This is a genomic window from Sporanaerobacter acetigenes DSM 13106, from assembly GCF_900130025.1.
Taxonomy (GTDB): domain Bacteria; phylum Bacillota; class Clostridia; order Tissierellales; family Sporanaerobacteraceae; genus Sporanaerobacter; species Sporanaerobacter acetigenes.
This window is the reverse complement of the sequence record NZ_FQXR01000006.1, coordinates 63632-90011: the sequence shown is the minus strand read 5'-3', so window position 1 is coordinate 90011 and position 26380 is coordinate 63632. Positions and strand designations below refer to the sequence as shown.

The window sequence follows — 26380 nt, the reverse complement described above, 5'->3', positions numbered from 1 at the left end:
CCAATGGGAGCATTTTTTATAATTTATTTTAATATATAAACAAAATAAATTATTCATATACATGAAAAATATTGAATATTTTTTTAGTATAATATATAATGTATATATAGATATTACATAAAATTAAAAAGAGGTGATCCTTTGGGGCAAGGCTATATTTTCAATATACAAAGATTTTCTATTCATGATGGACCAGGGATTAGAACAACTATTTTTTTAAAAGGATGTCCATTACGTTGTTGGTGGTGCCACAATCCAGAAGGACAAATTTTAGATAGGGAATTGGCTATATTTAAGAATAGGTGTATTGGATGTGGCGGTTGCAAGAATATATGTGAAATAAATGCTGCAACAATTAAAGAAAATAAAGTTTTTATTGAAAGACAAAAGTGCAATTTGTGTGGGAAGTGCGTAGAGGTATGCCCTGGGAAGGCACTTGAATTTGTAGGAAAATTAGTCACTGATGAGTGGGTTATTAATGAAGTGGAAAAAGATGCAATATTTTATGATGAATCCAATGGAGGAGCGACGATATCAGGGGGAGAGCCTTTGATGCAGTTTGATTTTTTATTTAGTATAGTTAAAGGTCTTAAAAAGTCAGGGATTCATGTAGCTGTAGATACATCTGGGTATGCGGAATGGGAAAAAATTGAAAAATTAATAGATGAAGTGGATTTGTTTTTATATGATATCAAATTAATAAATGATGTAAAGCATAAGAAATATACAGGAGTATCAAATAAAGTGATATTAGACAATATAGAGAAACTTTTAAATAGCGGGGCAAACGTTATTCCAAGGATTCCTTTTATTCCAGGAATAAATGATGACTTAGAAGATATAAAAGAATTTTCTCAATTTTTAGGAAAGTTAGGCGTTAAAAAAGTTAATATACTACCTTATCATGACTATGGAAGAGAAAAATACAGTAGATTTGGGAAAGAATACAGAATTCCTAAGGATTTGCTTTTATCTGATGAAAAGAAGGAATTAATAGAGAAAGAGTTTAATAAAAAAGGTATAAGTATAATTATAGGAGGGTAATAAGCATGAATGAAAGGGTAAAAATTTTAAGAGAGAATAGTCTCAATGCAAGGCCTTTTATTTCTATTGAGAGAGCTAAAATAGTTACAGATACTTATAAGGAATATTTTGGGAAGATATCCACACCTGTGTTGAGAGCTTTAACTTTTAAGGCATTGATGGAAGAAAGGGCTATTTGTATAAATGAAAAAGAATTAATTGTAGGAGAAAGAGGAGAAAAACCTAAAGGAACACCAACTTATCCAGAATTGTGTTGCCATACTTTAGAAGATCTCAAAATGATAAATGATAGAGAAAAAATTTCTTTTGATGTATCTGAAGAGGTAATGAAAACTCAAAGAGAACAAATTATTCCCTACTGGAAAGGTATAAGCATAAGAGACAGAATTTTTGAACAAATGTCACAAGAGTGGAAAGATTGCTATGAAGCGGGTGTTTTTACTGAATTTATGGAACAGAGAGCTCCAGGACATACTACAGCTGATGGGAAAATATATGAAAAAGGCTTTTTAGAGATCAAAGAAGAAATATCAAATAGTTTGTCAGCAATAGATTATTACAATGATGAAAAAGCTTATGAAAAACAAGAAGAGTTAAAAGCTATGGCAATCTGTTGCGATGCGATAATAGAATATGCAAATAGATATGCTGAAGAAGCAAAAAAAATGGCAGAAAATGAAGTGGATGTCAAGAGACAACAAGAACTTTTAAAGATATCGGAAACATGTCTTCATGTACCAGCATATAAACCAAGAACATTTTGGGAGGCTCTTCAAATGTATTGGTTTGTCCATATTGGAGTTATTACAGAACTTAATACTTGGGATGCTTTTAATCCGGGAAGATTAGATCAGCATTTGTACCCATTTTATAAGAAAGACATTGAAGAAGGAAGAATAACAAAAGAAGAAGCTGAAGAATTACTTCAATGTTTTTGGGTGAAATTCAACAATCATCCAGCGCCTCCAAAGGTAGGAGTTACTTTAGAGGAAAGTGGAACATATACAGACTTTGCAAACATAAATAGTGGAGGACTAAAAGCTGATGGCTCAGATGGAGTAAATGATGTAACTTATATGGTCTTGGATGTTATAGATGAAATGAGATTGTTGCAGCCAAGTTCCAATATTCAATTGAGTCAAAGAAATCCAGATAAATTTTTAAGAAGAGCTCTCAATATAGTAAAAAAGGGATGGGGTCAGCCTTCTATATTTAACGCAGATGCAGTTGTTGAAGAAATGCTCATACAGGGAAAGACTGTAGAAGATGCTCGATGCGGTGGCACTAGTGGTTGTGTAGAAACTGGAGCTTTTGGGAAGGAAGCTTATATACTTACAGGATATTTCAATTTAAATAAAGTCTTAGAAATAACCTTGAACAATGGCATAGATCCTAATACTGGAAAGAAAATAGGCATAGAAACTAAAGATTCAAGAAAATTTGAAAGCTTTGAAGAATTGATGGAAGCTTTTGAAAAACAACTAAATTATTTTATTGATGTAAAAATCAAGGGAAATAATATCATAGAAAAATTGTATGCCAAATACATGCCTTCTCCATTTTTATCTACCATAATAGATGATTGTATAAAAAAAGGGATGGACTATAACGAAGGTGGCGCTAGATACAATACAAATTATATACAAGGTGTAGGAATTGGCACTATAACTGATAGTCTATCTTCAATAAAATATAATGTATATGATAAAAAATATATTTCTATGGAAAAATTACTAGAGGTTTTAAAATCAAATTTTGATGGTTATGAAGATTTACGACTTAAATTTGTAAATGCTCCTCATAAATATGGGAATGATGATGATTATTCAGATAATATAATGAAGACAGTATTTGATATGTTCTATAATTCAGTTAATGGAAGAAAAAACATGAAGGGAGGTTTTTATAGAATAAATATGCTTCCTACGACTTGCCATGTTTATTTTGGTTCAGTAATTGGTGCAACTGCAGATGGAAGAAAAGCTAAAGAGCCTCTTTCTGAAGGAATTTCACCTGTACAGGGAAGAGATGAATATGGTCCAACATCTGTTATAAAATCAGCAGGGAAAATGGATCATGCGAAAACAGGAGGTACTTTGCTCAATCAAAAATTCACACCAAAATTGTTAGAAGATGATAAGGGTATTGAGAATTTATTGCATCTAGTTAGAGCTTATTTTAAAATGGGAGGTCATCATATACAATTTAATGTTGTAGATGCTGAAACTTTGAGAAAAGCTCAGAAAGAACCAGAAAAATATAGAGATTTAATTGTAAGGGTAGCAGGTTATAGTGATTATTTCTGCGATTTAAATGAGTCTTTGCAAAATGAAATAATCAAACGTACTGAACATGATAGTTTTTAATAAAAATTTAATGAGGTGATAATTATGTTGGAAAAGTTTAAAAATGAACCTTTGATAGATTTTACTAAACAAGAAAACATAGATAAGATGGAGGAAGCATTTAAAAAACTGGATGTTGAAAAAGGTAAAGAATATCCACTTATAATTGGTGGGGAAAAAATTTATACTGATGAAAAAATAACATCATACAATCCATGCAATTTTAAAGAAATCATAGGAATTGTCAGTAAAGGGAATGAAGAATTGGCAGATAAGAGCATGTGTTCAGCACTAGAGGCTTTTGAAATGTGGAAAAATGTATGTCCAAAAGAGAGAGCAAATTATTTATTTAAGGCTGCTGCTATTATGAGAAGGAAAAAATTTGATTTTTCTGCATTGTTGGTAGAAGAAGCAGGTAAAACATGGATTGAGGCTGATGCAGATGTAGCTGAAGCAATTGATTTTTTAGAGTATTATGGAAGACAAATGCTTAAATTCGCAAAGGGTATGGATGTAGGAAGTTTTCCTGGTGAGATAAATGAATGCTACTATATTCCAATGGGAGTGGGGATTGTAATAGCACCTTGGAATTTTCCACTAGCTATTTTAACGGGAATGACAGCGGCTTCAATAGTTACAGGAAATACTGTTGTCATAAAGCCTTCTAGTTCTACTCCTGTTGTAGCAGCTAAATTTATGGAAATATGGGATGAAATTAAATTACCTGATGGTGTAATAAATTATTTGCCTGGTCCAGGAGAAAGTGTTGGAAATTATTTGGTTTCTCATCCAAAGACTAGATTTATCAATTTTACTGGATCAAAAGATGTAGGATTAAATATTTCTAAGATGGCTTCAGATATAAAAGATGGTCAAAAATGTATCAAACGTGTAATAGCTGAAATGGGAGGAAAAGATACAATAATAGTTGATAATGAAGCTGACTTAGATGCAGCGGCAGAAGGAATAGTAGCATCTGCTTTTGGATTCCAAGGGCAAAAATGTTCTGCATGTTCCAGGGCAATTATTGTCGAAGATATATATGATGAAATGATAGATAAGATAGTAGAAAAAACTAAAAAATTAAAAATTGGTCCAACTAGAAAATTTGATACAAATTTTGGTGCTGTAATTGATGAAAATGCTTATGAAAAAATATTAACATATATTGAAATAGGAAGAAATGAAGGCAAAATATGTTTTGGAGGGAACAAATGTGGAGAAAGCGGATATTTTATAGAACCTACTATAATAGTTGATGTGTCCCCAGATGCAAGAATTTCTCAAGAAGAAATTTTTGGGCCTGTTCTTTCTGTGATTAAAGTAGATAATTTTGATTGTGCATTAAATATTGCAAATGATACTGATTATGGTTTGACTGGGGCTGTTTATTCAAATAACAGGCAGAAGCTTGAAAAAGCAAAAAGGGAATTTCATGTAGGAAATTTATATTTAAATAGAAAGTGTACTGGGGCTTTGGTAGGGGTTCAACCATTTGGTGGATTTAAATTGTCTGGTACTTGTTCTAAAGCAGGAGGAGAAGATTATCTATTGTTGTTTATGGAAATCAAATCTGTAGCTGAAAGACTTTAAAAAACACTTTAATTCTCCTGTCAAAGTGTTAGAATATAGTAGAGGAAGGTGATTTTATGACTAGAATAGAAAAATTACATGAGCAAATGAATAAAAACAATATTGATGGATTGTTTTTACTTACAGAGCCAAATGTGAGATATATAAGTAGATTTACAGGTTCTGATTCCTTTGTATTCATAACAAGTAAAAATAATTATTTTATAACTGATTCAAGATATACAGAACAAGCTCAAAGCCAATGTAAGGGATTTGAAGTCATAAGATGGGGAAACCCTTTCAAATCACTTGTTGAAACAGTTAAAGATTTGGCTAAAAAGGATGGAGTTAAGAGGATAGGATTTGAAAGAGAATATATGAATTTTGATATGTATGAAAGTTTAAAAGAAAGCATATCAAATGTGGAATTAGTTCCAACATCTTATTTAGTGGAAGAAATAAGGGTTGTTAAGGATGAAGAAGAAATAGAATATATAAAGAAGGCTTGTGACTTTGCTGATGAGGCTTTTGAGAAAATACTTAAAGTCATAAAAGTTGGAATGACAGAAATGGAACTTGCACTGGAATTGGAGTATTATATGAGAAAAGCTGGAGCAGAAGGTGTAAGCTTTGATACCATATTTATTTCAGGAAAGAAGACTTCTCTTCCTCATGGACAACCTTCAGATAAAAAAATAGAAAATGGAGATTTTATAACTATAGATTTTGGTGCACTATATAAAGGATATCGTTCCGACATGACTAGAACTGTTGTAGTTGGGGAGGCAAATGAAAAACAAGTAAAAATATACAATATTGTAAAGGCTGCACAACAAAGAGGATTAGATGTGCTTAGAAGTGGAATATCTGGAAAAGAAGCAGATACAGAAGTACGAAAAATCATGGGCGAATATAATGAATATTTTGGTCATGGACTAGGTCATGGAGTGGGATTGGAACTTCATGAGATACCATTTATGGGTGTGAACTGTGACAGAGTTTTAGCGGAAAATAGCGTTGTTACAGTAGAACCAGGTATATATATTCCAGATTGGGGCGGAGTGAGGATTGAAGATAGTGTAGTTGTAAAAAAAGATGGAGTAGAAATCATTACTCATTCACCAAAAGAGTTGATAATATTATAAAACATGCTTATATAAATAAACCTCAGGCATTGCCTGAGGTTTATTTAACCTTCTTCTTTGTTTTTGTCTTTATTGCTTTTGTTCTTCTTGTTTGATTCTTTGTTGTTTTTATCTTTTGCCATACTAGTATTTTTTCCTCCCTTCTTGTAGAAGTTGCTTTCAATATATAGTATTTCTATTTTTTCAAAAAATATATAAAAATTGCTATAATAAATTAAATATAGTAGACTAATATTTATAGAGAGCAAAGTGAGGTGTTTATATGTTCCTTCAGTCATATAGTGTTCCTGTAGCAGATGTAATGAGCTATGATATTTTTATAGCTAATGAAAAAGATGAAATGAATTCCATAATAGATTATTTAATTCATAATGTAAAAAAAGAAGTTCTTATTTGTGATGATGATAAAAAAATAAAGAGTGTTATCACTATGGCGGATGTGTATAAATTTGTTAGAGCGGATATTTCCAAAATTAAATTAAATGATTTCATGAAAAGAAATGTACTGTGGGTTAATCCTAATGAATCCTTATCTAATTGCAGGGCTATAATGTTAGAAAATAAAATTGGAAGACTTCCTGTAGTTGAAAATGGAAATATTGTTGGAATCATAAGAGAAGAGCATATTAGAGATTATTTTTACAAGGGTGTGGAAGAAGCAGAATTGGCAATAAAGCATATTTTCAACAGTATTCATGAAGCAATATGTGTTGTGGATAACAAAGGGAGAATAGTTATTTGGAACAAAAATGCAGAAAAATTGTATGGTTTTAAAGAGGATGAATTAAAAGGTAAATATCTGGAGGAATATTTTCCTGATGCAATAGATTTAAAAATTTCAAATACCAAAGAAAGTGTAAAAAATGTATATTATTCACCTAAAGAAGGATATCATGTCATCATAAGTGCTTCACCTATTATCATAGATGGAAAACTTTATGGAGTGGTTAGTACTGAAAAAGATATCAGTGAAGTTGAAGAATTGCAAAGTGAACTAAAAAAAGCTAAAGAACAACTGAAAATATTAGAAAAACAGATAAAAAAATATTCCAAAGATCCTTTTGAGAGAATAATAGGAAATAGCAAGAAGATACAAGGAAAAATTAATATAGCAAAACAAATTGCAAATTCTAATGTTTCTATACTTTTAACAGGCGAAAGTGGAACGGGGAAAGAGGAATTTGCTAGGGCTATTCATTACAGTAGTGGTGTTTTGGGAAATTTTGTACCTGTAAATTGTAGTGCTATACCATCAGAACTATTTGAAAGTGAATTTTTCGGATATGTGGGGGGAGCTTTTACAGGTGCTAGAAGAGAAGGTAAAGCTGGTTTTTTTGAATTGGCCAATGAAGGAACACTTTTCTTAGATGAAATTGGAGATTTACCATTATCCATGCAGGCCAAACTATTGAGAGTTCTCCAAGATAAGAAGATAAAAAAGGTAGGAGGAGAAAAATATATACCTTTAAATGTCAGAGTTGTATCAGCTACCAATAAGAATTTATTAGACCTTATAGATAAGGAATTATTTAGAGAGGAACTTTATTATAGAATAAATGTAGTAGAAATAGAGCTTCCGCCTTTGAGAGAGAGGAAAGAAGATATAGTACTTCTTGTGGATTATTTTTTGAAGGAATTTTGCAAAGAAAACAATAGAAAGATACCTTCTATTGATAATGAAGTAGTTCAAATTCTTATGGAGTATGATTGGAAAGGAAATATAAGAGAACTAAAGAATGTTGTAGAATACATGGCTATTATGTGTAATGAAGAAGTGATAACAAGTGAATTTTTGCCTAAATATATATTCACCAAAAATCTTGACAGTTTTTTAAATTACAATATAAATTCCTTTGATTTAAATGAATCTGTAAAGAATTTGGAAGTAAATCTTATAAAAAAGGCATTAGATATGACATCTGGAAACAAACTGGAGGCTGCAAAAATTTTAAATATACCAAGGACCACTCTTCATTCTAAAATAAAAAAATACAGGATTGATGACTAGTATGTTATAATTAGAATTAACTAACAAGAAAAAAGGGGAGATAAATATGAAGACCAAAGAATTTACTTTTAAATCTGAAGGGGAATTAGATGTTTATTGTAAAAAATGGGAACCTGATGATGGCCCTATTGTAGCAGCAGTTCAATTATCTCATGGTATGGCAGAACACATACAAAGATATGATGACTTTGCTAAAGTGTTAGTTGAAAAAGGTTTTGTTGTATATGGAAATGATCATAGAGGTCATGGGAAAACAGCAGGAAGTTTAGAAAAGGTTGGTTATTTTGCTGACGAAAATGGCTGGGACAAGGTTGTTAATGATATGCATACTCTTACAAATATTATAAAAGAAGAATATGAAAATATACCTGTATTTTTGCTAGGCCATAGTATGGGTTCTTTTTTGTCAAGGAGTTATATTGAACGTTTTGGAGAAGAAATTGATGGAGCTATATTGAGTGGTACTGGAGGAAATCCAGGGATTGCTGGTAGTATTGGGCTTAAGATTGCCAAGAAAGAAATAAAAGAAAAGGGAAGAAAAGCTAGAAGTGAGAAATTAAATGATTTATCTTTTGGAAACTTTAACAAGGGATTTAAACCCAATAGGACAGAGTTTGATTGGCTTACAAGAGACCCTCAAATAGTGGATGAATATATAAGAGACCAATATTGTGGGGAAGTATTTACTGCAGGATTTTTCTATGATATGTTGACAGGAATAAAAGAAATGTATAAAAAAGAAAATCTTGATAAGATACCAAAGAACTTGCCTATTTTCTTTATTTCAGGAGAAAAGGATCCAGTAGGAGGAAATACTAAAGGAGTTTTTCAAGCAATAGAAGCTTATAAAAAAGCAGGTATAAAGGATATATCATATAAGTTTTATCAAAATGCAAGACATGAAGTGTTGAATGAAATAAACAAAGAAGAAGTGTATGAAGATATTATTGCTTGGACCCAAAAACATATGGAAAGGGCAAAAGAAGAGGCATAGATAAATATGTGTCTAAATATAGGCTTGTGATTATATTTAGGCATGAATATGTATTGAAAATAACTGCAATAAAAGATATAAAACGAATTGTGACTATATATAATCATAATTCGTTTTTATGATGTAAAAGGGATGGCTATTTGATGAGGATACAGATGAATTTCATATTGGCATAGATTTTGCTTCACTTAATTGAGGATAAGTATTTTTATAGGATGAATATTAGGAAAAGACAAGAATGGAGAGTGTAAACTATGGAGATTATTAAGAGCATAAATGTTGTAGATACACATACAGTAGGAGAACCTACTAGGGTTGTAGTAGGTGGAATTCCTGTCATTCCAGGAAAGGATATGTCCGAAAAAAAGAAATATTTAGAAGAACATTTAGATCATATAAGGACAATGCTAATGCATGAGCCAAGGGGACATAAAGATATGTTTGGTGCAATCATAACTCAACCTACAAGAGATGATGCAGATTTAGGAGTAATATTTATGGATGGTGGAGGATATTTGAATATGTGTTGTCATGGATCCATAGGTGTTTCTACAGTACTTGTAAATACAGGAATGGTTGAAGTAGTAGAGCCAATAACTGAAATAGCATTAGAAGCTCCTGCTGGACTTATAAAAGCTAGAGTGAAAGTTGAGAATGGGTGCGCTAAAGAAGTTTCTATAACTAATGTGCCATCATTTTTATATAAAGAAGATGTAGAAATAGATGTGCCTAGCGTTGGAAGAATAAAATTAGACATTTCTTTTGGAGGAAGTTTCTTTGCATTGGTAGATGCTAAAGAATTAGGAATGAATGTTGATTTAAGCAATGTAGATAAACTTGTAGAAATAGGACTAGCTATAAGAGATATATTAAATAGTGAAGTAAAAATTTGCCACCCAGAAAAGCCATACATAAATACTGTGGACTTAGTTGAAATATATGATGTACCTTCAAAAGAAGGTGCAGACTTGAAAAATGTTGTGGTATTTGGTATGGGACAATTTGACCGTTCTCCATGTGGTACTGGAACTAGTGCAAAGCTAGCTTATCTCTATGCTAAAGATAAGATTGGATTAAATGAACCTTTTGTATATGAAAGTATAATTGGAACTACTTTTGAAGGAAAAGTTTTGAAAGAAACAAATGTGGGGGAATACAATGGAGTTATTCCTGAAGTAACTGGTAGGGCCTATGTAACAGGTTTCAATCAATTAGTTATAGATCCAGAAGATCCTTTTAAATATGGATTTGTTCTATCCAAATAAAATAAAGTGAGACATTGTCTCACTTTATTTTTTAAACATTTCCTCAATTTCCACTAAAAATTTAGAACTTTCAACTTTTTTATCATTTCTATTTTTGATAGTGACAAGATCTAGCACTTCTTTGGCTCTAGTCATTCCAACATAGAAAAGTCTTCTTTCTTCTTCCAGCAAATCATAATTTCCCTTATAGAAAGCTTCAATACTATTGGAAGTAGGAAAATCTCCATCCACAAGATCTATCATATAAACATTTTTAAATTCCAATCCTTTGGCAGCATGAATAGTAGACAATACTACACCATTTTTGGCTTGTACAGATTTTTTAGATAGATAATCTAAATATTTTAGTCTGCTTAAAAAAACTTCTATAGAAGGAGTATTTTTAGCAATTAATTTCAAATCGAACAATATAGTTTTTAGGGAGTCATAGGTATATCCAAGTTTTAATGAGTTTTCTCTAAGGTATCTTTCATATTTCAAGTCTTCTTCAATAAAACTTATGGCTTCACAGGGCTTTAATCTAGATAAATATTTAAAGTCTCTTTTAAGTTCTATTATCTTTTGTTTATATTCTTCATCTAAACCCGGATACAATAAGATTCTATCAAATACAGAAGAATTAAAATTCAATGTTTTTATATAATTTATATATTTTTTATACACAAATCCTCTCATCTTATAATAAATTTTTTCAAAAGCAGAAATATTTGTATCGTCTTTTGCAAGAGTCAAAAATGCTACAATATCATTTATCATCCAGTGATTAAATAGACTTATTTTCATATCTCTTAAATGAAAGGGTATATTATTCTTTTCTAAATATTCTATGAGTCCTAAAGTAGATATATTGTTTCTATATAGAATAGCAGTATTTGAAAGCTCATCATATTTTTTAAGTTCTCCTACTAAATATTCGTATTGGTCCAGCACGGTTTTAGCTTTTACAATTTGTATTGGTCTAACATCTTCATTTTCTGTAAATAAATTTTTATCATATCTTAAAGTATTTTGTTTTATGAATTTATTGCTTACATTGACTATATTTTTAGATGAACGAAAATTTTCTTCCATATAAAAGATTTTGGCCTTAGGATATATTTTCTTAAATTCCAAAAGTCCCTTAGGGAAAGCACCTCTAAAGCCATATATAGACTGGTCATCATCAGCAACAATAAATAAATTGTTGTTTGGATATGCAATGGTTTTTATTATTTCCATTTGAATTTTAGAAGTATCCTGTCCTTCATCGACTTGTATATAATTGTATTTGTTTCTATACTTGTTCAATAAATATTTATCTTCTTTCAATACCTTATATGTAAGAACCAACATATCGTCAAAATCTATTAGATGATTTTGTAGCTTATAGTTTTCATAATACATATATATTTCCTTGAAATTGTTTATTTCTACATTATTGTTAAGCATATACTCATCTATATCAAAGCACATATTTTTTATATATCCAATAGTGTTTACAATACCTTCAAGCCTTTCTTCTGTAATATATTCACCATTTATTTCAAGATAAATTTTTCTAAGAAGGGCATTTTTATTTATAGGTGTATTTTTTCCTTCCAATAAAGTATATTTTATATTTTTTCTATAGGCATATTCCCTAAGTATAGTATAAGAAAAACTATGGATAGTAGAAAATTTTATTGCTGTGGATTGGAAATTAGGGAATGTAGTATTATATCTTTCTTTCATATCATTGGCAGAAGCTCTACTAAAGGTTATAGAAAGGATGCTGTCGGGATTTATATTGTGATTTTCTATTAGATTATTTGTTCTATGAATTAGAACTGTAGTTTTTCCAGCTCCAGGAACCGCTAATACTAGGGCTGGACCATTTACATGAGAAACCGCTTTTTTCTGATATTTATTTAACTCCATTTTTAGTATCTCACCTTTCAAGAGTTCCTAATTTTATATATAATTATAACAAAAAAACATCAAAGGTACTTGACTTTTTTCCTTGAATGTATTACACTGTTTATAGTGTATTAGTTCAAATAGTACACACGATACACAACACATGGAAATTGTGGAGGTGAGAAAGTGATAAATATAGACGCAACTAGTAGTACTCCGATATATGAGCAAATTGTCAATGAGATAAAAGAAGGAATATTAAAGGGAATCATTGAGCCGGGAGACAAACTTCCATCAGTGAGAGAAATGGCCAAGATGATGACATTAAACCCAAATACTATACAAAAAGCATATCAGGAATTGGAAAGACAAAAGGTGACAGTTACTATAAGGGGAAGAGGAACCTTTGTATCAGAAGATTATAAGCCTAGAAAGGATGAGGAAAAACTTATGGAAGTGAGGGAATTTTTTAAGAAAGGCATAGTCGAAGCTTATTATATGGGATTTAAAGAAGAAGATATATATGAGATGATAAAGAGTTTATTAAAGGAATTGAAGGGGGTGGAGGAAGATGATTAGAACTCAAAATATTGACAAATATCTAGGCGGAACAAAGATTTTAGATAATGTAAGCATAAATGTTGAGGGTGGTTCTATTTATGGACTTATAGGACCAAATGGAGCAGGAAAGACTACTTTGATTAAATGCTTGGTAGGTATATATGAACCTGAAAGAGGAAATACACTTATTTGTGGAGAAGATATTCTAAAAAATACAAGTATCAAGGGTAGAATAGGATATGTTTCTGATTTTCAATATTTTTATCCTAATTTCAAAATAAAAGATATGGTTGAATTTTATAGAAATACTTATCCTATGTGGAACGAAGAGCGATTTAAAAATTTAAAGAAAGTTTTTAAGTTAGATGAAAATAAAAAGATAAAGTACTTATCAAAAGGAATGAAAACTCAATTATCTATATTGGTAAATCTATCTATAATGCCAAAGGTACTTATATTAGATGAACCTACATCTGGACTCGATCCAGTTGTGAGAAGGCAGGTATTAAATTTTTTAGTTGAGGAAGTGAGTTTAAACGATACCACTGTTCTTATATCTACTCACAATTTAGGAGAACTTGAGCAAATTTGTGACCACATAGGAATAATCCATGAAGGAAGAGTACTTATGGAAGAAAGTATAGATGAATTGAAGACTAGAGTGAGAAAAATACAAGTGGCTTTTAAAGAGGATATTCCTGAAGAAATAAAAACAAATAAAGATATTTTAAGAATAGAAAGTGTTGGAAAGGTTTATCAAATAGTCGCAAATGACAATATAGATGATTTGATAGAGGAAATAAAAAAACACAATCCTATACTTTTAGAAACTATAGACATGTCCCTAGAAGAAATATTTATATATAAGATGGGAGGAGAAGGATATGTATTTGAAGACATTGCCCTTTAACAAAAATCTTTTTAACAAAGATTTTAAAATGATAAAACCAATTGTTATATTTATAGCTATAATAATATTTTTTTCAGCTACATTGCCAGTGACAACTAGCTACAATCAATATAAAGAAAGATTAGAATCCTATAAAAAAGACGGTATTGAGTTTAATGAAAAAGAACTACTTCAATGGAGAATTAATGACGTTCACTATAGCTTAGACGCCACAAGAGAGATTTATATATTTATTTCTATATTAGCTCCTATAGTTATGGCTATTATATTATTCGGAGAAGAAAAGAGAAGAAAGACTTTTGAAGTATTGTCAACAATGCCTTTTACAAGATATGAAATATTTTTCAATAAACTATTGGTATCATTGGTAGCTATAATTTTACCTTTTGTCATAAATAGTTTAATAATGCTATTAGCTTTGGGTTTAAGTTCAAATTTAAGAATATTTTATTCTGCTAGAGATGTTCTTTTATGGTGCATTAAAATTATTTATCAGCAAATGCCTGTTTTAGGATTTTCATTTTTGTTTGGAGCTCTTACGGGAACTACTATTGCACAATTTATATTGACAGGAATATTTTTAGTTTTCCCAATAGGATTTTTCACTCTTATTTCTGATAACTTAGATTACTGGGGGTTAAAATTGCCTAGTGCTCCGGGAGTAGTAAGTGAAAAATTTGTTAACTATAGTATATTGGGTGTGTTTGATAGTCCATATCATGGTGCTAAATATTACATTTATTATATAGTTTTATCTATAATATTGATTTTCTTGTCAAAAATATTATTCGATAAGAATAAAGTAGAGAGAAGTGGAGAAACATTGGAGTTTGAGAATATTGAAACATTTTTCAAAGTAGGCGTAAGTATTTGTTTTGCACTTCTTATGGGTATAATGTTTGTTTGGATATTCGAAGATCTTTTCTACAATGGTGATAGATTCAGAAGTGTTTTCCTTGTTCTTGGATATGTGGTTGGAGGATTTTTAGGATGGCTTTTATCCAACTGGAGTATAAAATTAAATAGAAGCAAAGCATAAGGTGGAGAATTCTCTACCTTTTATTTTTGCATTAACACTTTACAAAGGAGGTGATTATATTCTATACTAAGTTTAAAATAAGATGCAGGGTGATATTATGGGAGCTAAAAAAAGAGTTAAGACTTTTGATAAAAAACTGCTTCATTGGTTTAATGATACGATTAAAAATAAATTCTTGGACAAGTTTATGTATTATATAACGAATTTAGGTGGGGGATGGTTTACAACAGGTTTTATGATGTCATTGTTCATATTTGGGAAGAATAAAATGCGACTTATAGGATTGGAGGGACTTGCTAGTCTTACTTTAAGCCAGATATTTGTTCAAATACTTAAGAGATCTTTAGAAAGGGAAAGGCCTTTCAACAGATTTGACAGTGTAAATCGTTTCAACATTGTTCTTAAAGATTATTCCTTTCCATCAGGACATACTACAGCCAGTTTTTCTATAGCCACAGTGATGGCTTTGAATTTCCCTTATATAGCTATACCTGTGCTTTTAATTGCACTTTTAGTAGGAACATCTAGAATGTATTTGGGTGTTCACTATCCAACAGATGTTTTAGCTGGCATAGCTGTTGGAGTGTTTTCTTCATTGATTGTTCATTTTCAGCTAATAGATTATTTAAAACGTCTAATGATATTTATGAAATTGGCATAAATAAGATTAAATTTATAGTGGAGTGGTATAAATAGATAGAAGACAATGAAGAAAGGATGAGCGGAAATGTTAATGAGCAGTTTTTTAAAAAATAGAAAGTCTATAAGGGATTTTAAAGAAAAAGATGCAGATAAAAAAGTATTGGAAGAATTGATGGATTATGGAAAGAAACTGGAATCCGCTATAGGCAAAAATAGTTTTAAGTTTATATTATTTGAAGATGGGAAATTAGTTCACAAAGCACTTAGTGGAAAAGGCGGATATGCTGGTGTTATGATTAAAAGTCCTCATTATATTGTATTGGAACTTTTAGATGAATCAGAGGATTGTATCATAAATGCTTCATATGCTATGGAAAATCTAATAACAAAGGCGTCAGAATTAAACTTAGGTAGTTGTTGGATAAGTGTTGTAGATGTAGAAGAAGATATGAAAAAAGCATTGTTTGAACTTAAAAACGGAAAAGTAGATTATATACTTGCAATAGGATATCCAGTAGCCAAAAATCCATTTGTTCAAGAAGGAGAAAGCTGTAGATTAGCTGTAGAAGAGATAGTTTATAAAGATGAAATTGGAAATAAAATTGACATGGATGAGTTAGAAAATAGAGGATTGAGCGATTTATTTTATTATATAAGATTTGCTCCATCTAGTTACAACAATCAACCTTGGAGATTTATATTAAAAGATGATAGAGTTGTATTGACTTTGATGTGTAATGACAATAAATATAATTTAGTAGATGCAGGGATTATAATGTATTATTTTGAAAACATGGCAAAGTCAATTGGAGTGAATGGAAGTTGGAAATTGCTTCATGATGAAGACTGTGAAGTAGATAAAGTTTTATATAAATTTATAGGAGAATTTTATATATAAATAAAAAAGCAGCTATGCTGCTTTTTTTATACTTTTTTTTCGTTGACATAGAAAACAAAATGGGGTAAAATATAATCAAACATATGAATAAGTGTTCATATGTTTGATGGTTAAAAAGGGGGCTATAGATTATGGTTGAAAAAACTTTAATTTTAGAAGGACTAAATTGTGCAAATTGCGCAAGTAAAATTGAAAAGATGACAAATGATATAGATGGAGTAGATATTGCAATTATGGATTTTGTTTCAAAGAAACTAAAGGTTCAAATACAAAGTGAGAACAATTCAGATAAAATAGTAAATGAAATAAAAGCTATTGTGAATAAAGTTGAACCAGATGTGAAAATAATAGATAGTCAAACTCAGAACAATAAAGCTCATGCACATGTTCATGATCACAGCCATGGAGAAGTGGAAAAGGGTGAAATAATGAAGATTATAATAGGAGCCATATTGTTTATTGTTCCTATATTATTTAAATTTGAGGCAAATTGGGAGTTTATATTTTTCTTTGCAAGTTATATTGTCGTTGGTGGGGAAATACTTGTTAGAGCACTAAAAAATATAACTCATGGTCAAATATTTGATGAAAATTTTTTAATGGCCTTGGCAACCATAGGGGCTTTTGCTATAGGAGAGTATCCTGAAGGTGTGGCTGTTATGTTATTTTATCAAGTTGGAGAATTGTTTCAAGATATGGCAGTTAGCCATTCTAGAAAGTCTATAAAATCTCTTCTTGATATTAGACCAGATTATGCAAATATAAAAAATGGTGATGAAGTAGTGAAAGTTGCTCCTCAAAATGTTCATGTAGGAGACCATATAATTGTTAAACCAGGAGAAAAAATTCCATTAGATGGAACAATAATTGAAGGCAAATCTACTGTGGATACCTCAAATATAACTGGAGAAAATGTGCCTAGAGTTGTACAGGCTGGAGATAGTGTTTTAAGTGGATATGTAAATAATAGTGGACTTTTAACTATAGAAGTTTTAAAAGAATTTGGGGAGTCAACAGTATCAAAAATACTTGATTTGGTAGAAAATGCTTCAAGCAAGAAAGCACCTACTGAAAATTTCATAACTACATTTGCTAGATATTATACACCAATAGTAGTTATTAGTGCTGCTTTTATTGCTTTTATACCACCACTTATATTCAAGCTTAGTTTAAGTGAATGGGTCTATAGAGCACTGATATTTTTAGTTATATCTTGTCCTTGTGCACTAGTTATATCTATTCCGTTAGGGTTTTTTGGTGGCATAGGAGGAGCTTCTAAATCTGGCATACTCATAAAGGGTGGAAATTACCTAGAAGCCTTAAATCAAGTAGATACTGTTGTTATGGATAAGACAGGAACTGTAACGAAAGGTGTATTTAGAGTAACTAGAGTAAATGCTAAAGAGGGATTCACAGAAGATGAAGTTATTTATCTTGCAGCTTATGGAGAAGCTTTTTCAAATCATCCAATAGGCAAATCTATAATAGAAGCTTATGAGGGAAAAGTAGATGAAAGTTTATTGAAAGACTATAGAGAAATACCAGGGATGGGAGTGCAAGTCGGAATAAGCGGAGATAAGGTAATGATTGGAAATGAAAAATTGTTCGAAAGAGAAAATATTAAAGTTGAGGGTAAGAAAGGCTTTGGTACAATTGTATATGTGGCTAAGAATAGTGAATATATTGGGTATATAATCATATCTGATGAGATAAAAGAAGATGCAAAAGATACCATAATGGGACTAAAGAACTTAGGAATCAAACAAACTATTATGCTCTCAGGAGATAATCAATATGTAGCTAGCAAAGTAGGGGAAATATTAGGTATAGACAGTGTATATGGAGGACTATTGCCACAAGATAAAGTTAGTGTTTTAGAAAAAATAATAAATGAGACTAGCCGTAAAGGAAAAGTTGCTTTTGTAGGGGACGGAGTAAATGATGCACCAGTTTTAGCTAGAGCAGATGTGGGGATTGCTATGGGAGGATTGGGTTCAGATGCAGCTATTGAGGCTTCTGATATAGTTATAATGACAGATGAGCCCAAAAAAATAATAACAGGAATCAAAATAGCAAGAAAAACTAAGAAAATTGTCACACAAAATATTTATCTTGCTTTGGGAGTAAAAATTATAGTACTGATTATGGGAGTGTTTGGCATAGCAACTATGTGGGAAGCAGTATTTGCAGATGTAGGAGTATCTATAATTGCTATATTGAATTCAATGCGAGCACTTAAAGTGGAGGAATAAATCCCCCACTTTTCTTTTTTAAAAAATTAATTATTAATATATAAGCTATAAAATATGATAAACTATAAGAAGACAATAAAAATTAAGAGGTGCAGAATTCATGAAAAGTTACTTAACTGATTTTGACAGAAGATATAATTATATAATACTAGCTGAAAATTTTTATTTGGATGATTCTAAAGAAAAAGCTGTGAAATTTTATTTAAAAGCATTGGATTTTCCTGGTGATGAAGATGAAACCATAGATATTTTGTATAATATAGCATTTATTTATGATGAAATGGATAATTTAGAAGGAGCACTGAAGGCTTATAGCGGAGTAGTGGATATAGATGATGAAGAATCGGGAGCTTTTTATGGTATGGCAACAATATATGAAAGAATGGGAAACAAGGAAAAGGCTCTAGAAAGTTATTTAAAAGCTGTAGAAATAAATCCCGAATATGATAGAGCCTATTTTTATATAGCTAATATATATGATGATATGGGAGAAAAAAAGAAAGCTATAAATTATTATAAAAAAGTAATTGAACTATCTCCAAACGATTATATAGCCTATAACAATCTAGGTTCTATCTATGAAGAGATAAAACAATATGATATGGCCTATGAAATGGTAAAAAAAAGCATTGAAATAAATTCAGATTACTATAAGGCTCTCTTCAATATGGGAGTCATATATAAAAAAATGAGCAATTATAAAAAAGCTGTAGAGTATTACAATAAATCAATAGCTAAAAACAATACATATCCCTATTCTTTTTTAAATAAATCTGTTATATATATAGAACAGGGAAAAATTAAAGAAGCAATTGAAGTTTTGACTGAAGGAATTAACTACAATCCTGAAGCAGAATATCTTTATTACAATAGAGCTTGTTGTTATTCAAAGTTAAATAAAAAAGATGAGGCCATAAAGGATTTGAGAAAGTCAGTACTTTTGTATCCTGAATTCATAGATATAATGAAAATTGATGAAGATTTAGAAAATCTCTATGAAGATGAGAGATTTATTGAAATAATAAATAAAAGGGCAAAAGAATAATTTGAAGGGAGTATGAAAATATGGTAATAATAAAGACTATGGAAGAAATTGAAAAGATGCAAAAAGCAGGAGAAATACTTGCAAATTGTCATAAGGAAATTGCTAAAATAATCAAACCAGGTATTTCCACACTAGAGATAGATGAGTTTGCAGAAGAATATATGAAAAAGCATGGTTCAACACCAGAGCAAAAGGGTTATGAAGGATATCCATTTGCTACCTGTGCTTCTGTAAACAATGAAATATGTCATGGTTTTCCAAACAAGAAGCCGTTGAAGAATGGAGATATTGTGACTATAGATATGGTTGTGAATTTAGATGGATGGCTTGCAGACTCTGCATGGTCCTATGCGGTTGGAGATATTTCACTTGAAGCAGAGAAACTTTTGAAAGTAACTAAAAATGCATTGTATATAGGAATAGAAAAAGCAGTTATAGGCAATAGGATAGGAGATATTTCTCATGCTATACAGGAGTATGTAGAAGGTGAAGGTTTTTCTGTTGTGAGAGACTTTGTTGGGCATGGTATTGGGAGAAACATGCATGAAGACCCTCAAGTTCCTCATTTTGGTCGCCCTGGAAGGGGACTTAGACTTATGGAAGGAATGGTTTTGACTATTGAACCAATGGTTAATGTAGGCACATACCGTTGTAAAATTGATGAAAATCAATGGACAGCCAGAACATTAGATGGGAAATTGTCAGCTCAATATGAACATACATTAGCCATAACTAAAGATGGTCCTATAATTATAACTAAGCAATAAAACGAGACTAAAAGTCTCGTTTTATTGCTGCCACTTCGTAAATTTGTTTTCAAAGAATGCTATTAGTTGATACATTAGTGCAGATATTATAGCTAATATAAATACGCTCATCATGACTAAATCTAGCTTAAATACTTGGCCTCCATATACAATCAAGTACCCAATACCTGCTTTAGATACAAGGAACTCTCCTACAATGACACCTACCCAGGAAAGGCCAATATTTACTTTTAAAGTGCTGATGATAGTAGGTATACTTGAAGGTAATACTACTTTTTTTAGTACTTGAAATTTTGTGGCACCAAAGGTTTGAAGTAATTTTATTTTATCTTCATCTACACTTATGAAACCATTGTAGACATTCATTATGGTGATGACTATGGATACTGTAATAGCTGTCACGATGATTCCACTATATCCTGCTCCTACCCATAGTATGATTATAGGGGCAAGAGCTGTTTTAGGTAGACTATTTAAAACTACTAAATACGGATCCAGCACTTTTGCCAAAAAGTCTGACCACCAGAGAAGTATAGCTATCAATACTCCTAAAATTGTTCCTACCAAGAAACCAATTATAGTTTCAAGGACTGATATACCTACATGATAAAATAAGCCGCCATTTTTAGTGTAGTTGATAAATAGATTCCATATTCCTGATGGATGACTAGTCAAAAATGTATCTATCCATCCAAGCCTCGCTGTTATTTCCCATTGGGCTAACCATATGACTAAAATGAGTATTTGGGTGATGAGTATAGCTCTTTTCCTCTTTTTTATTTTTTTCAAATACTCTTCATGCTCTTTAGAAACTTTATCATACATGGACATCTAGCTCCTTCCATATCTTATTAAAATAGTGTCTAAACTCGGGTGCTTCCCTACATTTCATAGGAGTTCTAATTCCATTTGGGCAACTAAGTTTAATAGGGATTATATCTTTTATAGTAGCAGGCCTTTTTGACATAACTACAACTCTATCAGACATACTTATGGCTTCAGCTATATCATGAGTGACCATGATTGCTGTTTTCTTTTCATTTTTCAGTATAATTCCAACTTCATCAGCTATTGCAAGTCTAGTCTGATAGTCTAAAGCAGAAAAAGGCTCGTCTAATAGCAATAAGTCCGGTTTTATGACAAGGGTTCTTATGAGAGCTACTCTTTGCCTCATGCCTCCAGAAAGTTGTCTTGGGAAATTGTATTTAAAATCTCCTAAGCCATAAGTATCAAGAAGTTTTTCTGCATACTGCAAACTTTCTTCATTTACTTTTCCTTGAATTTCAAGACCAATAAGAACATTTTGAAGAATATTTCTCCATTCAAATAGATGATCTCTTTGAAACATATATCCTGTTTCGCTAGATGGTCCATTGACTATTTTCCCATTGATAAGGACTTTTCCTTTTGTAGGCTCAATAAGTCCTGCTATTATAGAAAGAAGTGTAGATTTTCCACATCCACTAGGTCCTACAAGAGACACTATTTCGCCTCTATATACATCTAGAACTATATTTTTAATAGCTTCGGTTTCACCTTCGAGAGTATGATAGGTCATACTTATATTTTTAATTTCAACAATTTTATTTTCCTCCATAAGTCTTCCTCCTCTAGATAAAACATGAGTTAATTTATCATATTCAACGAAAGGACTTTATGTGAATATAGATTCAAATATGCTATAATATCATTTGTGAAAGATATAAATGAAGGGGGAAGTGTTTTGCATCAGTACAAAGGAAGACTAATAATACATACAGGCTCTATGTTTTCGGGAAAAACTTCAAGTTTGGAGAAAGATATAAAGAGATTTAAAATTGCGGGATATAAGACCCTTGCATTTAAGCCTATAGTAGACAGTAGATATGCCAAGAATGAAATAGTGACTCATGATTTGACCTATATAGATGCAATTTTAGTAAAAAACATGGGTGAAATAGAGGAATATTGCGGTGAAATAGAACCTGATGTTATAGCTATAGATGAAATACAATTTTTAGGAGGAGAAACCAGAGAAATAGTTAAAGGTATAAATCAATTTTTGACAAATGGATGTACTGTAGTGGTAGCTGGACTTGATATGGATTATACAGGGAAACCTTTTGAAATCATAAAAGAACTTATGCCCATATCAGACTATTTATATAAGCATCATGCTGTATGTGCGAAATGTGGTTCAGATGCTTGGGTGAGCCATAGAAAGACAAAAGATGAGGAAAGGATAAAGATAGGTGCTTCTAATGAATATGAGCCATTGTGCAGAAAATGTTTTTTAGAGGAAGACAAAAAGAAAAATATATAAATTTGATTTTATTCAAGGAGGATTTTTATGAAAAATTATATTTCTTTTGAACCATCAATACAACCAGAAATTACAAATGAAAATGATATGTATTTTTTATTTGACCAAAACAAGATGATGATTAAAAAAGACAAGAAATATCTTGATATAATTAGATATCAAGATATTGTAAATATGAATATTAAAATTGAAAATGTTCAATATATGGGAACATTAAATGGAGAAAACTGTTTTTCAGCAGGAATTAAAAAAATAGATTCTTCAATAGATGATAGTCAATTTATGGATTTGAAATCACTTATGTTGATACTTGATGAAAATCTATTTTTAGCAGCTTCTAAAAGCTATTTGTTGTTAAATTGGGAAAAAAGTCATAAACACTGTGGGGTATGTGGCTTTCCTATGAAAAGAAAGGAAAGTTTATCTGAAAGAGCCCTTATTTGTCCTAAATGCGGATATACTACTTGGCCTAGAACATCTCCTGCTATAATTGTGGCCGTCACTAAAGGAGAGAAGCTATTACTAGCTCACAATAAAAATTTTTCTCATGGAATGTATAGTGTTATAGCTGGATTTGTGGAACTTGGAGAAACTTTTGAACAATGTGTAAAAAGAGAAGTATTTGAAGAAGTGGGAATCCAAATAGACAATATAAAATACTTTGGAAGTCAGCCTTGGCCTTTTCCAAATTCTATGATGGTAGGATTTACTGCTGAATATTCAGGAGGACAAATAGTTGAAGATGGCAAAGAAATAGTACATGCTGATTGGTTTAGCAAAGATGAAATTCCAGGAATGTACAGAGAATCTAAAAGTATAGGCTCAGAACTTATAAAATGGTTTATAGAAACTCATTAGAAAATTAAGACACAGGTTTTTTCTGTGTCTTAATTTTTTGTTTTCGTTATATTTCATCATTTATTACATATTGAATACATTTATCATATTTGTGGTCAACTGGGGAGAATGGGGAAAGTTCAATATCGGGAGTTGTCTGAACTTCTTCATTTATGGTATAGTCCGGATTCAAACATAATAGACTACTATATCGTACTACTAGCCCACTATTAGGCAATGAAAACAGTAAAGGGTCTATTCCTATACCGTCTCCACCAGTTCTTCCTCCTACCAATGTGGCAAATCCACTTCCCTTTGCAAAGGAAGCAAAACTTTCAGAAGAAGAGTATACTCCAGAGTTCACTAACAAATAGATTTTTCCTTTAAAACCTACAGGATTTTTAGGTTTTATTTTATCGGTTGATAATTTATAATATTTAAAATCAGTACTTATTTCTTCAGGAAACTTGTGTATTAAATTTTCATCTAGAGTACTTATATCTTTTAAATTCATTTTTCTAGCTTTGTAGAATTTTTGGCTGTCCTCACCGCCTTTTGCAAATAAGTAGTAGTCTACTGAAAGAGGTTTATTTATAAGAGGTTGGACTATGTTTTTTACCCAGTAATAATCAGAACCTCCACCATTTCCTCTAATATCTACAATTAGCTTAGGATAATCTTTTATGCTTTCAAGAAACTTTCTTATTTCAACTCCATCTTCTTCTATTCGAAACCCATCCATTTGCTTAACTTTTATATAAGCTACATCATTGGGAATGATAATATCAGATTTAAATGCAGGTTTACTATTCTGTAAATAATTTTCATTTTTTAGTTCTTCTAAATTCTTTTCAGTAAAATTATATCTAGCTTTAACTTTTTTATTATCTAATACCTTACCCCAAGGTTTATTATATTTATCAGCTTTGTAAGCATAAAGTTTATAATAAGAATCAAAAGCATCTTTTGATAATAAATGAGTATGATCATTGTTTAATTCACATAATATCATATTTAATTCATTAGCAAATTCTTCGTCATTCCTTGTTTCTTTGATTCTTTTTTTGTATTCATCTTTATTTGCTAACCAATTTATTCTATTTACTCTTTCGTTGACTTTAAAAAAAGGATAATTTTCTTCTAATGTTTTGTACATATACTCAAAATCTTCAACTTTTTCTTCCACAGTTAGTTCTCTATTAATTGTAGCTACACTATCTTTATTAGAAGAACAACCAGCAAGGGTTGTTGAAACCAATATAAATGTCAAAACATAGAATAACAACTTTTTTCTATTTTTACTTCTCATTATCAGTACCCCCTATATTAATATTACTTAAATCATATTTATTTATAAAATTAATAACTCTATCAACAATATCTTCGGAATTAACCCATAAATCGGGGTAAAAACCTTTACCATCCATATTTTCCATAGTGGGGGGAAGGTTGATATTGGTACCTGAATTAATAGCAATATTAGAATTGGGTAGATACCAACTAGTGTTACTTCCAATTAGTACTGCTCCACTAGTGTTTGTTCCTATAAAAAGCACATTATTTAAAGTTCTTAAATAGCTTACAAATTCTTCTCCAGCTGATGCCACATTATTATTTATAAGTACTATAACCAAAGGTTCATTGTCAAACCTATTTTCAGTATAATAACCAGTATACCAAGCCCCATTAACAAGTTCTTTTTCTTTGCCGCTTAGTTTAGACTTAACTTCATCTGATAGTTCATGATTTGGAATATCACTTTTATTTTCGATATCTAAAAAAAGATTATATATAGTTTTAGTATTTAATTTAGCAAAAAACTTTTCAGAAGATGGTTCTTTACCTGTAAAGTTTTCGTACCAACCCATAGGATAGTTGGAAATACCCCCTAAATTGTTTCTAATATCAAGAATGAATATTTCTTCATTTTTTAATTCTTTGGCACTTTCTACAAAATCATCAAGTTCATCATGAATTTTATCGTCATAGGACATGGGAAGCATCCTTCTATTTTTAACGATACTTGTTCCACCTATTTCATACTTTTCATACCCAACATTATCTAGCTGTTTGGGGAATTTGTATAGTAAGGGTATGTTTTTTGTAATTGTTTTTTTACTTGATTTAAATATTACATCTACACTTTTATATCTATCAGGGTATGTAATGCCTAAGTTATAGACAATACTACCATCTTAAGAAAGGGCAGGTTTTATATAATCATCTATATTTTTATCTCCATTAATAGAATCAATATAATATTTTTCATTTCCATTGATCGTATAAAATCTATTTCCATCTTTATTTATTTGCATATCTTCATTATTTAAATAATAATATTCTTTGCATGGATCATAAGAATTCTTGTCGGTGTATATATAAAAATGCCCATCTTGTATAAAATCCATATTTGTAGTTATTGTATTAAATAGTGTATCTAAGGTTATTTCTTCATTAAAACTACTTAAATTATTTAATATTTTATCTTTGGCAGACAAAAATGTTTTATCTCCACCAAAGTATTCATATCCAGGATAGGCGTATTTTAATACATTGAACATATATTCAACATCTTCTATTGCTTCGCTAAGTGAGATAGTGCTTACTATTTCATCCTTTTTCATTGCAATATTTTCTGGTGCCAGTTCATCATCAAAATTTTCATATTTATATAACTTAGTTTTAAATTCTTTCATTTTTTCACTAGCATTATTTTTTGATATATTTCTGTTATTTTTTATTATTTGAACTATTTCTAGTGGTATGGTTTCTTTAGTATTAAAAGTATTTGTAGGAATACATGAAGTTAACAATAATGAAATAATTGATATAGCAATTATTAGAACTATATTTTTACTTCTCATTATCAGTACCCCCTT

General features: G+C 30.6%; 24 protein-coding genes. 17 read left to right on the top strand and 7 right to left on the bottom strand.

What is annotated here, in order from left to right:
- The first annotated feature begins 141 nt into the window (after positions 1 to 141).
- From BUA21_RS07480 to BUA21_RS07465, 4 genes are read left to right on the top strand one after another with little or no spacing between them, the layout of a single operon-like run.
- Positions 142 to 1044 carry a glycyl-radical enzyme activating protein gene (locus BUA21_RS07480; protein WP_072744193.1) on the top strand — a complete coding sequence of 301 codons (903 nt, stop codon included), beginning with the start codon at positions 142 to 144 and terminating at the stop codon, positions 1042 to 1044.
- A gap of 5 nt (positions 1045 to 1049) precedes the next feature.
- Positions 1050 to 3410, top strand: coding sequence for a trans-4-hydroxy-L-proline dehydratase (hypD, locus tag BUA21_RS07475; protein ID WP_072744192.1), 2361 nt, complete (start codon positions 1050 to 1052; stop codon positions 3408 to 3410).
- Positions 3411 to 3434: 24 nt separating this feature from the next.
- Positions 3435 to 4982, top strand: coding sequence for an L-glutamate gamma-semialdehyde dehydrogenase (gene pruA, locus BUA21_RS07470; protein ID WP_072744191.1), 1548 nt, complete (start codon positions 3435 to 3437; stop codon positions 4980 to 4982).
- A 56-nt stretch (positions 4983 to 5038) separates the two neighbouring features.
- Entirely contained in the window at positions 5039 to 6106 is a 1068-nt protein-coding gene (locus BUA21_RS07465; RefSeq protein WP_072744190.1) for a M24 family metallopeptidase, read from the top strand.
- Positions 6107 to 6150: 44 nt separating this feature from the next.
- On the opposite strand, the gene BUA21_RS07460 is transcribed toward BUA21_RS07465, so the two are convergent.
- The gene (locus BUA21_RS07460; RefSeq protein WP_143147148.1) at positions 6151 to 6354 is read right to left on the bottom strand and encodes a hypothetical protein; all 204 of its coding nucleotides are present in this window, start codon (positions 6352 to 6354) and stop codon (positions 6151 to 6153) included.
- A 14-nt stretch (positions 6355 to 6368) separates the two neighbouring features.
- Between BUA21_RS07460 and prdR the strand changes: the two genes are divergently transcribed.
- From prdR to BUA21_RS07445, 3 genes are all read left to right on the top strand, one after another.
- Positions 6369 to 8114, top strand: coding sequence for a sigma-54 dependent transcriptional regulator PrdR (gene prdR / locus BUA21_RS07455; protein ID WP_072744188.1), 1746 nt, complete (start codon positions 6369 to 6371; stop codon positions 8112 to 8114).
- A gap of 46 nt (positions 8115 to 8160) precedes the next feature.
- A complete protein-coding gene (locus BUA21_RS07450) occupies positions 8161 to 9108 on the top strand; it encodes an alpha/beta hydrolase (RefSeq protein ID WP_072744187.1) in 948 nt (315 codons plus the stop codon).
- A gap of 254 nt (positions 9109 to 9362) precedes the next feature.
- Positions 9363 to 10373 carry a proline racemase gene (locus tag BUA21_RS07445; RefSeq protein ID WP_072744186.1) on the top strand — a complete coding sequence of 337 codons (1011 nt, stop codon included), beginning with the start codon at positions 9363 to 9365 and terminating at the stop codon, positions 10371 to 10373.
- A gap of 24 nt (positions 10374 to 10397) precedes the next feature.
- Here BUA21_RS07445 and BUA21_RS07440 read toward each other — a convergent pair whose 3' ends face one another.
- A complete protein-coding gene (locus BUA21_RS07440; protein WP_072744185.1) occupies positions 10398 to 12269 on the bottom strand; it encodes an ATP-dependent helicase in 1872 nt (623 codons plus the stop codon).
- Between the two features lie 165 nt (positions 12270 to 12434).
- Here BUA21_RS07440 and BUA21_RS07435 point away from each other — a divergent pair, with 165 nt between their 5' ends.
- The 8 genes from BUA21_RS07435 (at position 12435) to map (ending at position 20362) form a co-directional block, all read left to right on the top strand.
- Positions 12435 to 12827, top strand: a complete 393-nt coding sequence (locus BUA21_RS07435) for a GntR family transcriptional regulator (RefSeq protein WP_072744184.1) — start codon at positions 12435 to 12437, stop codon at positions 12825 to 12827.
- Entirely contained in the window at positions 12820 to 13719 is a 900-nt protein-coding gene (locus BUA21_RS07430) for an ABC transporter ATP-binding protein (RefSeq protein ID WP_072744183.1), read from the top strand. Before BUA21_RS07435 ends, BUA21_RS07430 begins: the two co-directional genes overlap by 8 nt.
- Positions 13694 to 14758, top strand: coding sequence for an ABC transporter permease subunit (locus tag BUA21_RS07425; RefSeq protein WP_072744182.1), 1065 nt, complete (start codon positions 13694 to 13696; stop codon positions 14756 to 14758). Before BUA21_RS07430 ends, BUA21_RS07425 begins: the two co-directional genes overlap by 26 nt.
- A 97-nt stretch (positions 14759 to 14855) precedes the next feature.
- Positions 14856 to 15419 carry a phosphatase PAP2 family protein gene (locus tag BUA21_RS07420; RefSeq protein ID WP_072744327.1) on the top strand — a complete coding sequence of 188 codons (564 nt, stop codon included), beginning with the start codon at positions 14856 to 14858 and terminating at the stop codon, positions 15417 to 15419.
- A 66-nt stretch (positions 15420 to 15485) separates the two neighbouring features.
- Entirely contained in the window at positions 15486 to 16298 is an 813-nt protein-coding gene (locus tag BUA21_RS07415; RefSeq protein ID WP_072744181.1) for a nitroreductase family protein, read from the top strand.
- Between the two features lie 428 nt (positions 16299 to 16726).
- A complete protein-coding gene (locus BUA21_RS07410; protein WP_412458289.1) occupies positions 16727 to 18550 on the top strand; it encodes a heavy metal translocating P-type ATPase in 1824 nt (607 codons plus the stop codon).
- Positions 18551 to 18650: 100 nt separating this feature from the next.
- Positions 18651 to 19595, top strand: a complete 945-nt coding sequence (locus BUA21_RS07405; RefSeq protein WP_072744179.1) for a tetratricopeptide repeat protein — start codon at positions 18651 to 18653, stop codon at positions 19593 to 19595.
- A gap of 20 nt (positions 19596 to 19615) precedes the next feature.
- Positions 19616 to 20362 (top strand): type I methionyl aminopeptidase, encoded by a 747-nt coding sequence (gene map / locus BUA21_RS07400; RefSeq protein WP_072744178.1) that lies wholly within the window; start codon positions 19616 to 19618, stop codon positions 20360 to 20362.
- Between the two features lie 21 nt (positions 20363 to 20383).
- Here the strand turns inward: map and BUA21_RS07395 are convergent, their stop codons facing one another.
- On the bottom strand, positions 20384 to 21187 hold the full coding sequence (locus BUA21_RS07395; RefSeq protein WP_072744177.1) for an ABC transporter permease: 804 nt from the start codon (positions 21185 to 21187) through the stop codon (positions 20384 to 20386).
- On the bottom strand, positions 21180 to 21959 hold the full coding sequence (locus BUA21_RS07390) for an ABC transporter ATP-binding protein (RefSeq protein WP_072744176.1): 780 nt from the start codon (positions 21957 to 21959) through the stop codon (positions 21180 to 21182). The genes BUA21_RS07395 and BUA21_RS07390 overlap by 8 nt, the downstream gene beginning before the upstream one ends.
- Positions 21960 to 22085: 126 nt before the next feature.
- Here BUA21_RS07390 and BUA21_RS07385 point away from each other — a divergent pair, with 126 nt between their 5' ends.
- Positions 22086 to 22664 carry a thymidine kinase gene (locus tag BUA21_RS07385; RefSeq protein ID WP_072744175.1) on the top strand — a complete coding sequence of 193 codons (579 nt, stop codon included), beginning with the start codon at positions 22086 to 22088 and terminating at the stop codon, positions 22662 to 22664.
- A 27-nt stretch (positions 22665 to 22691) separates the two neighbouring features.
- Entirely contained in the window at positions 22692 to 23522 is an 831-nt protein-coding gene (nudC, locus tag BUA21_RS07380) for an NAD(+) diphosphatase (protein ID WP_072744174.1), read from the top strand.
- Between the two features lie 46 nt (positions 23523 to 23568).
- Here the strand turns inward: nudC and BUA21_RS07375 are convergent, their stop codons facing one another.
- From BUA21_RS07375 to BUA21_RS07365, 3 genes are all read right to left on the bottom strand, one after another.
- Positions 23569 to 24810: a S41 family peptidase gene (locus tag BUA21_RS07375; protein WP_084604199.1), complete on the bottom strand. Its 1242-nt coding sequence runs from the start codon at positions 24808 to 24810 to the stop codon at positions 23569 to 23571.
- Positions 24800 to 25495 carry a S41 family peptidase gene (locus BUA21_RS07370; RefSeq protein WP_072744173.1) on the bottom strand — a complete coding sequence of 232 codons (696 nt, stop codon included), beginning with the start codon at positions 25493 to 25495 and terminating at the stop codon, positions 24800 to 24802. The genes BUA21_RS07375 and BUA21_RS07370 overlap by 11 nt, the downstream gene beginning before the upstream one ends.
- A gap of 201 nt (positions 25496 to 25696) precedes the next feature.
- Positions 25697 to 26365 carry a hypothetical protein gene (locus BUA21_RS07365; RefSeq protein WP_072744172.1) on the bottom strand — a complete coding sequence of 223 codons (669 nt, stop codon included), beginning with the start codon at positions 26363 to 26365 and terminating at the stop codon, positions 25697 to 25699.
- Positions 26366 to 26380 lie beyond the last annotated feature (15 nt).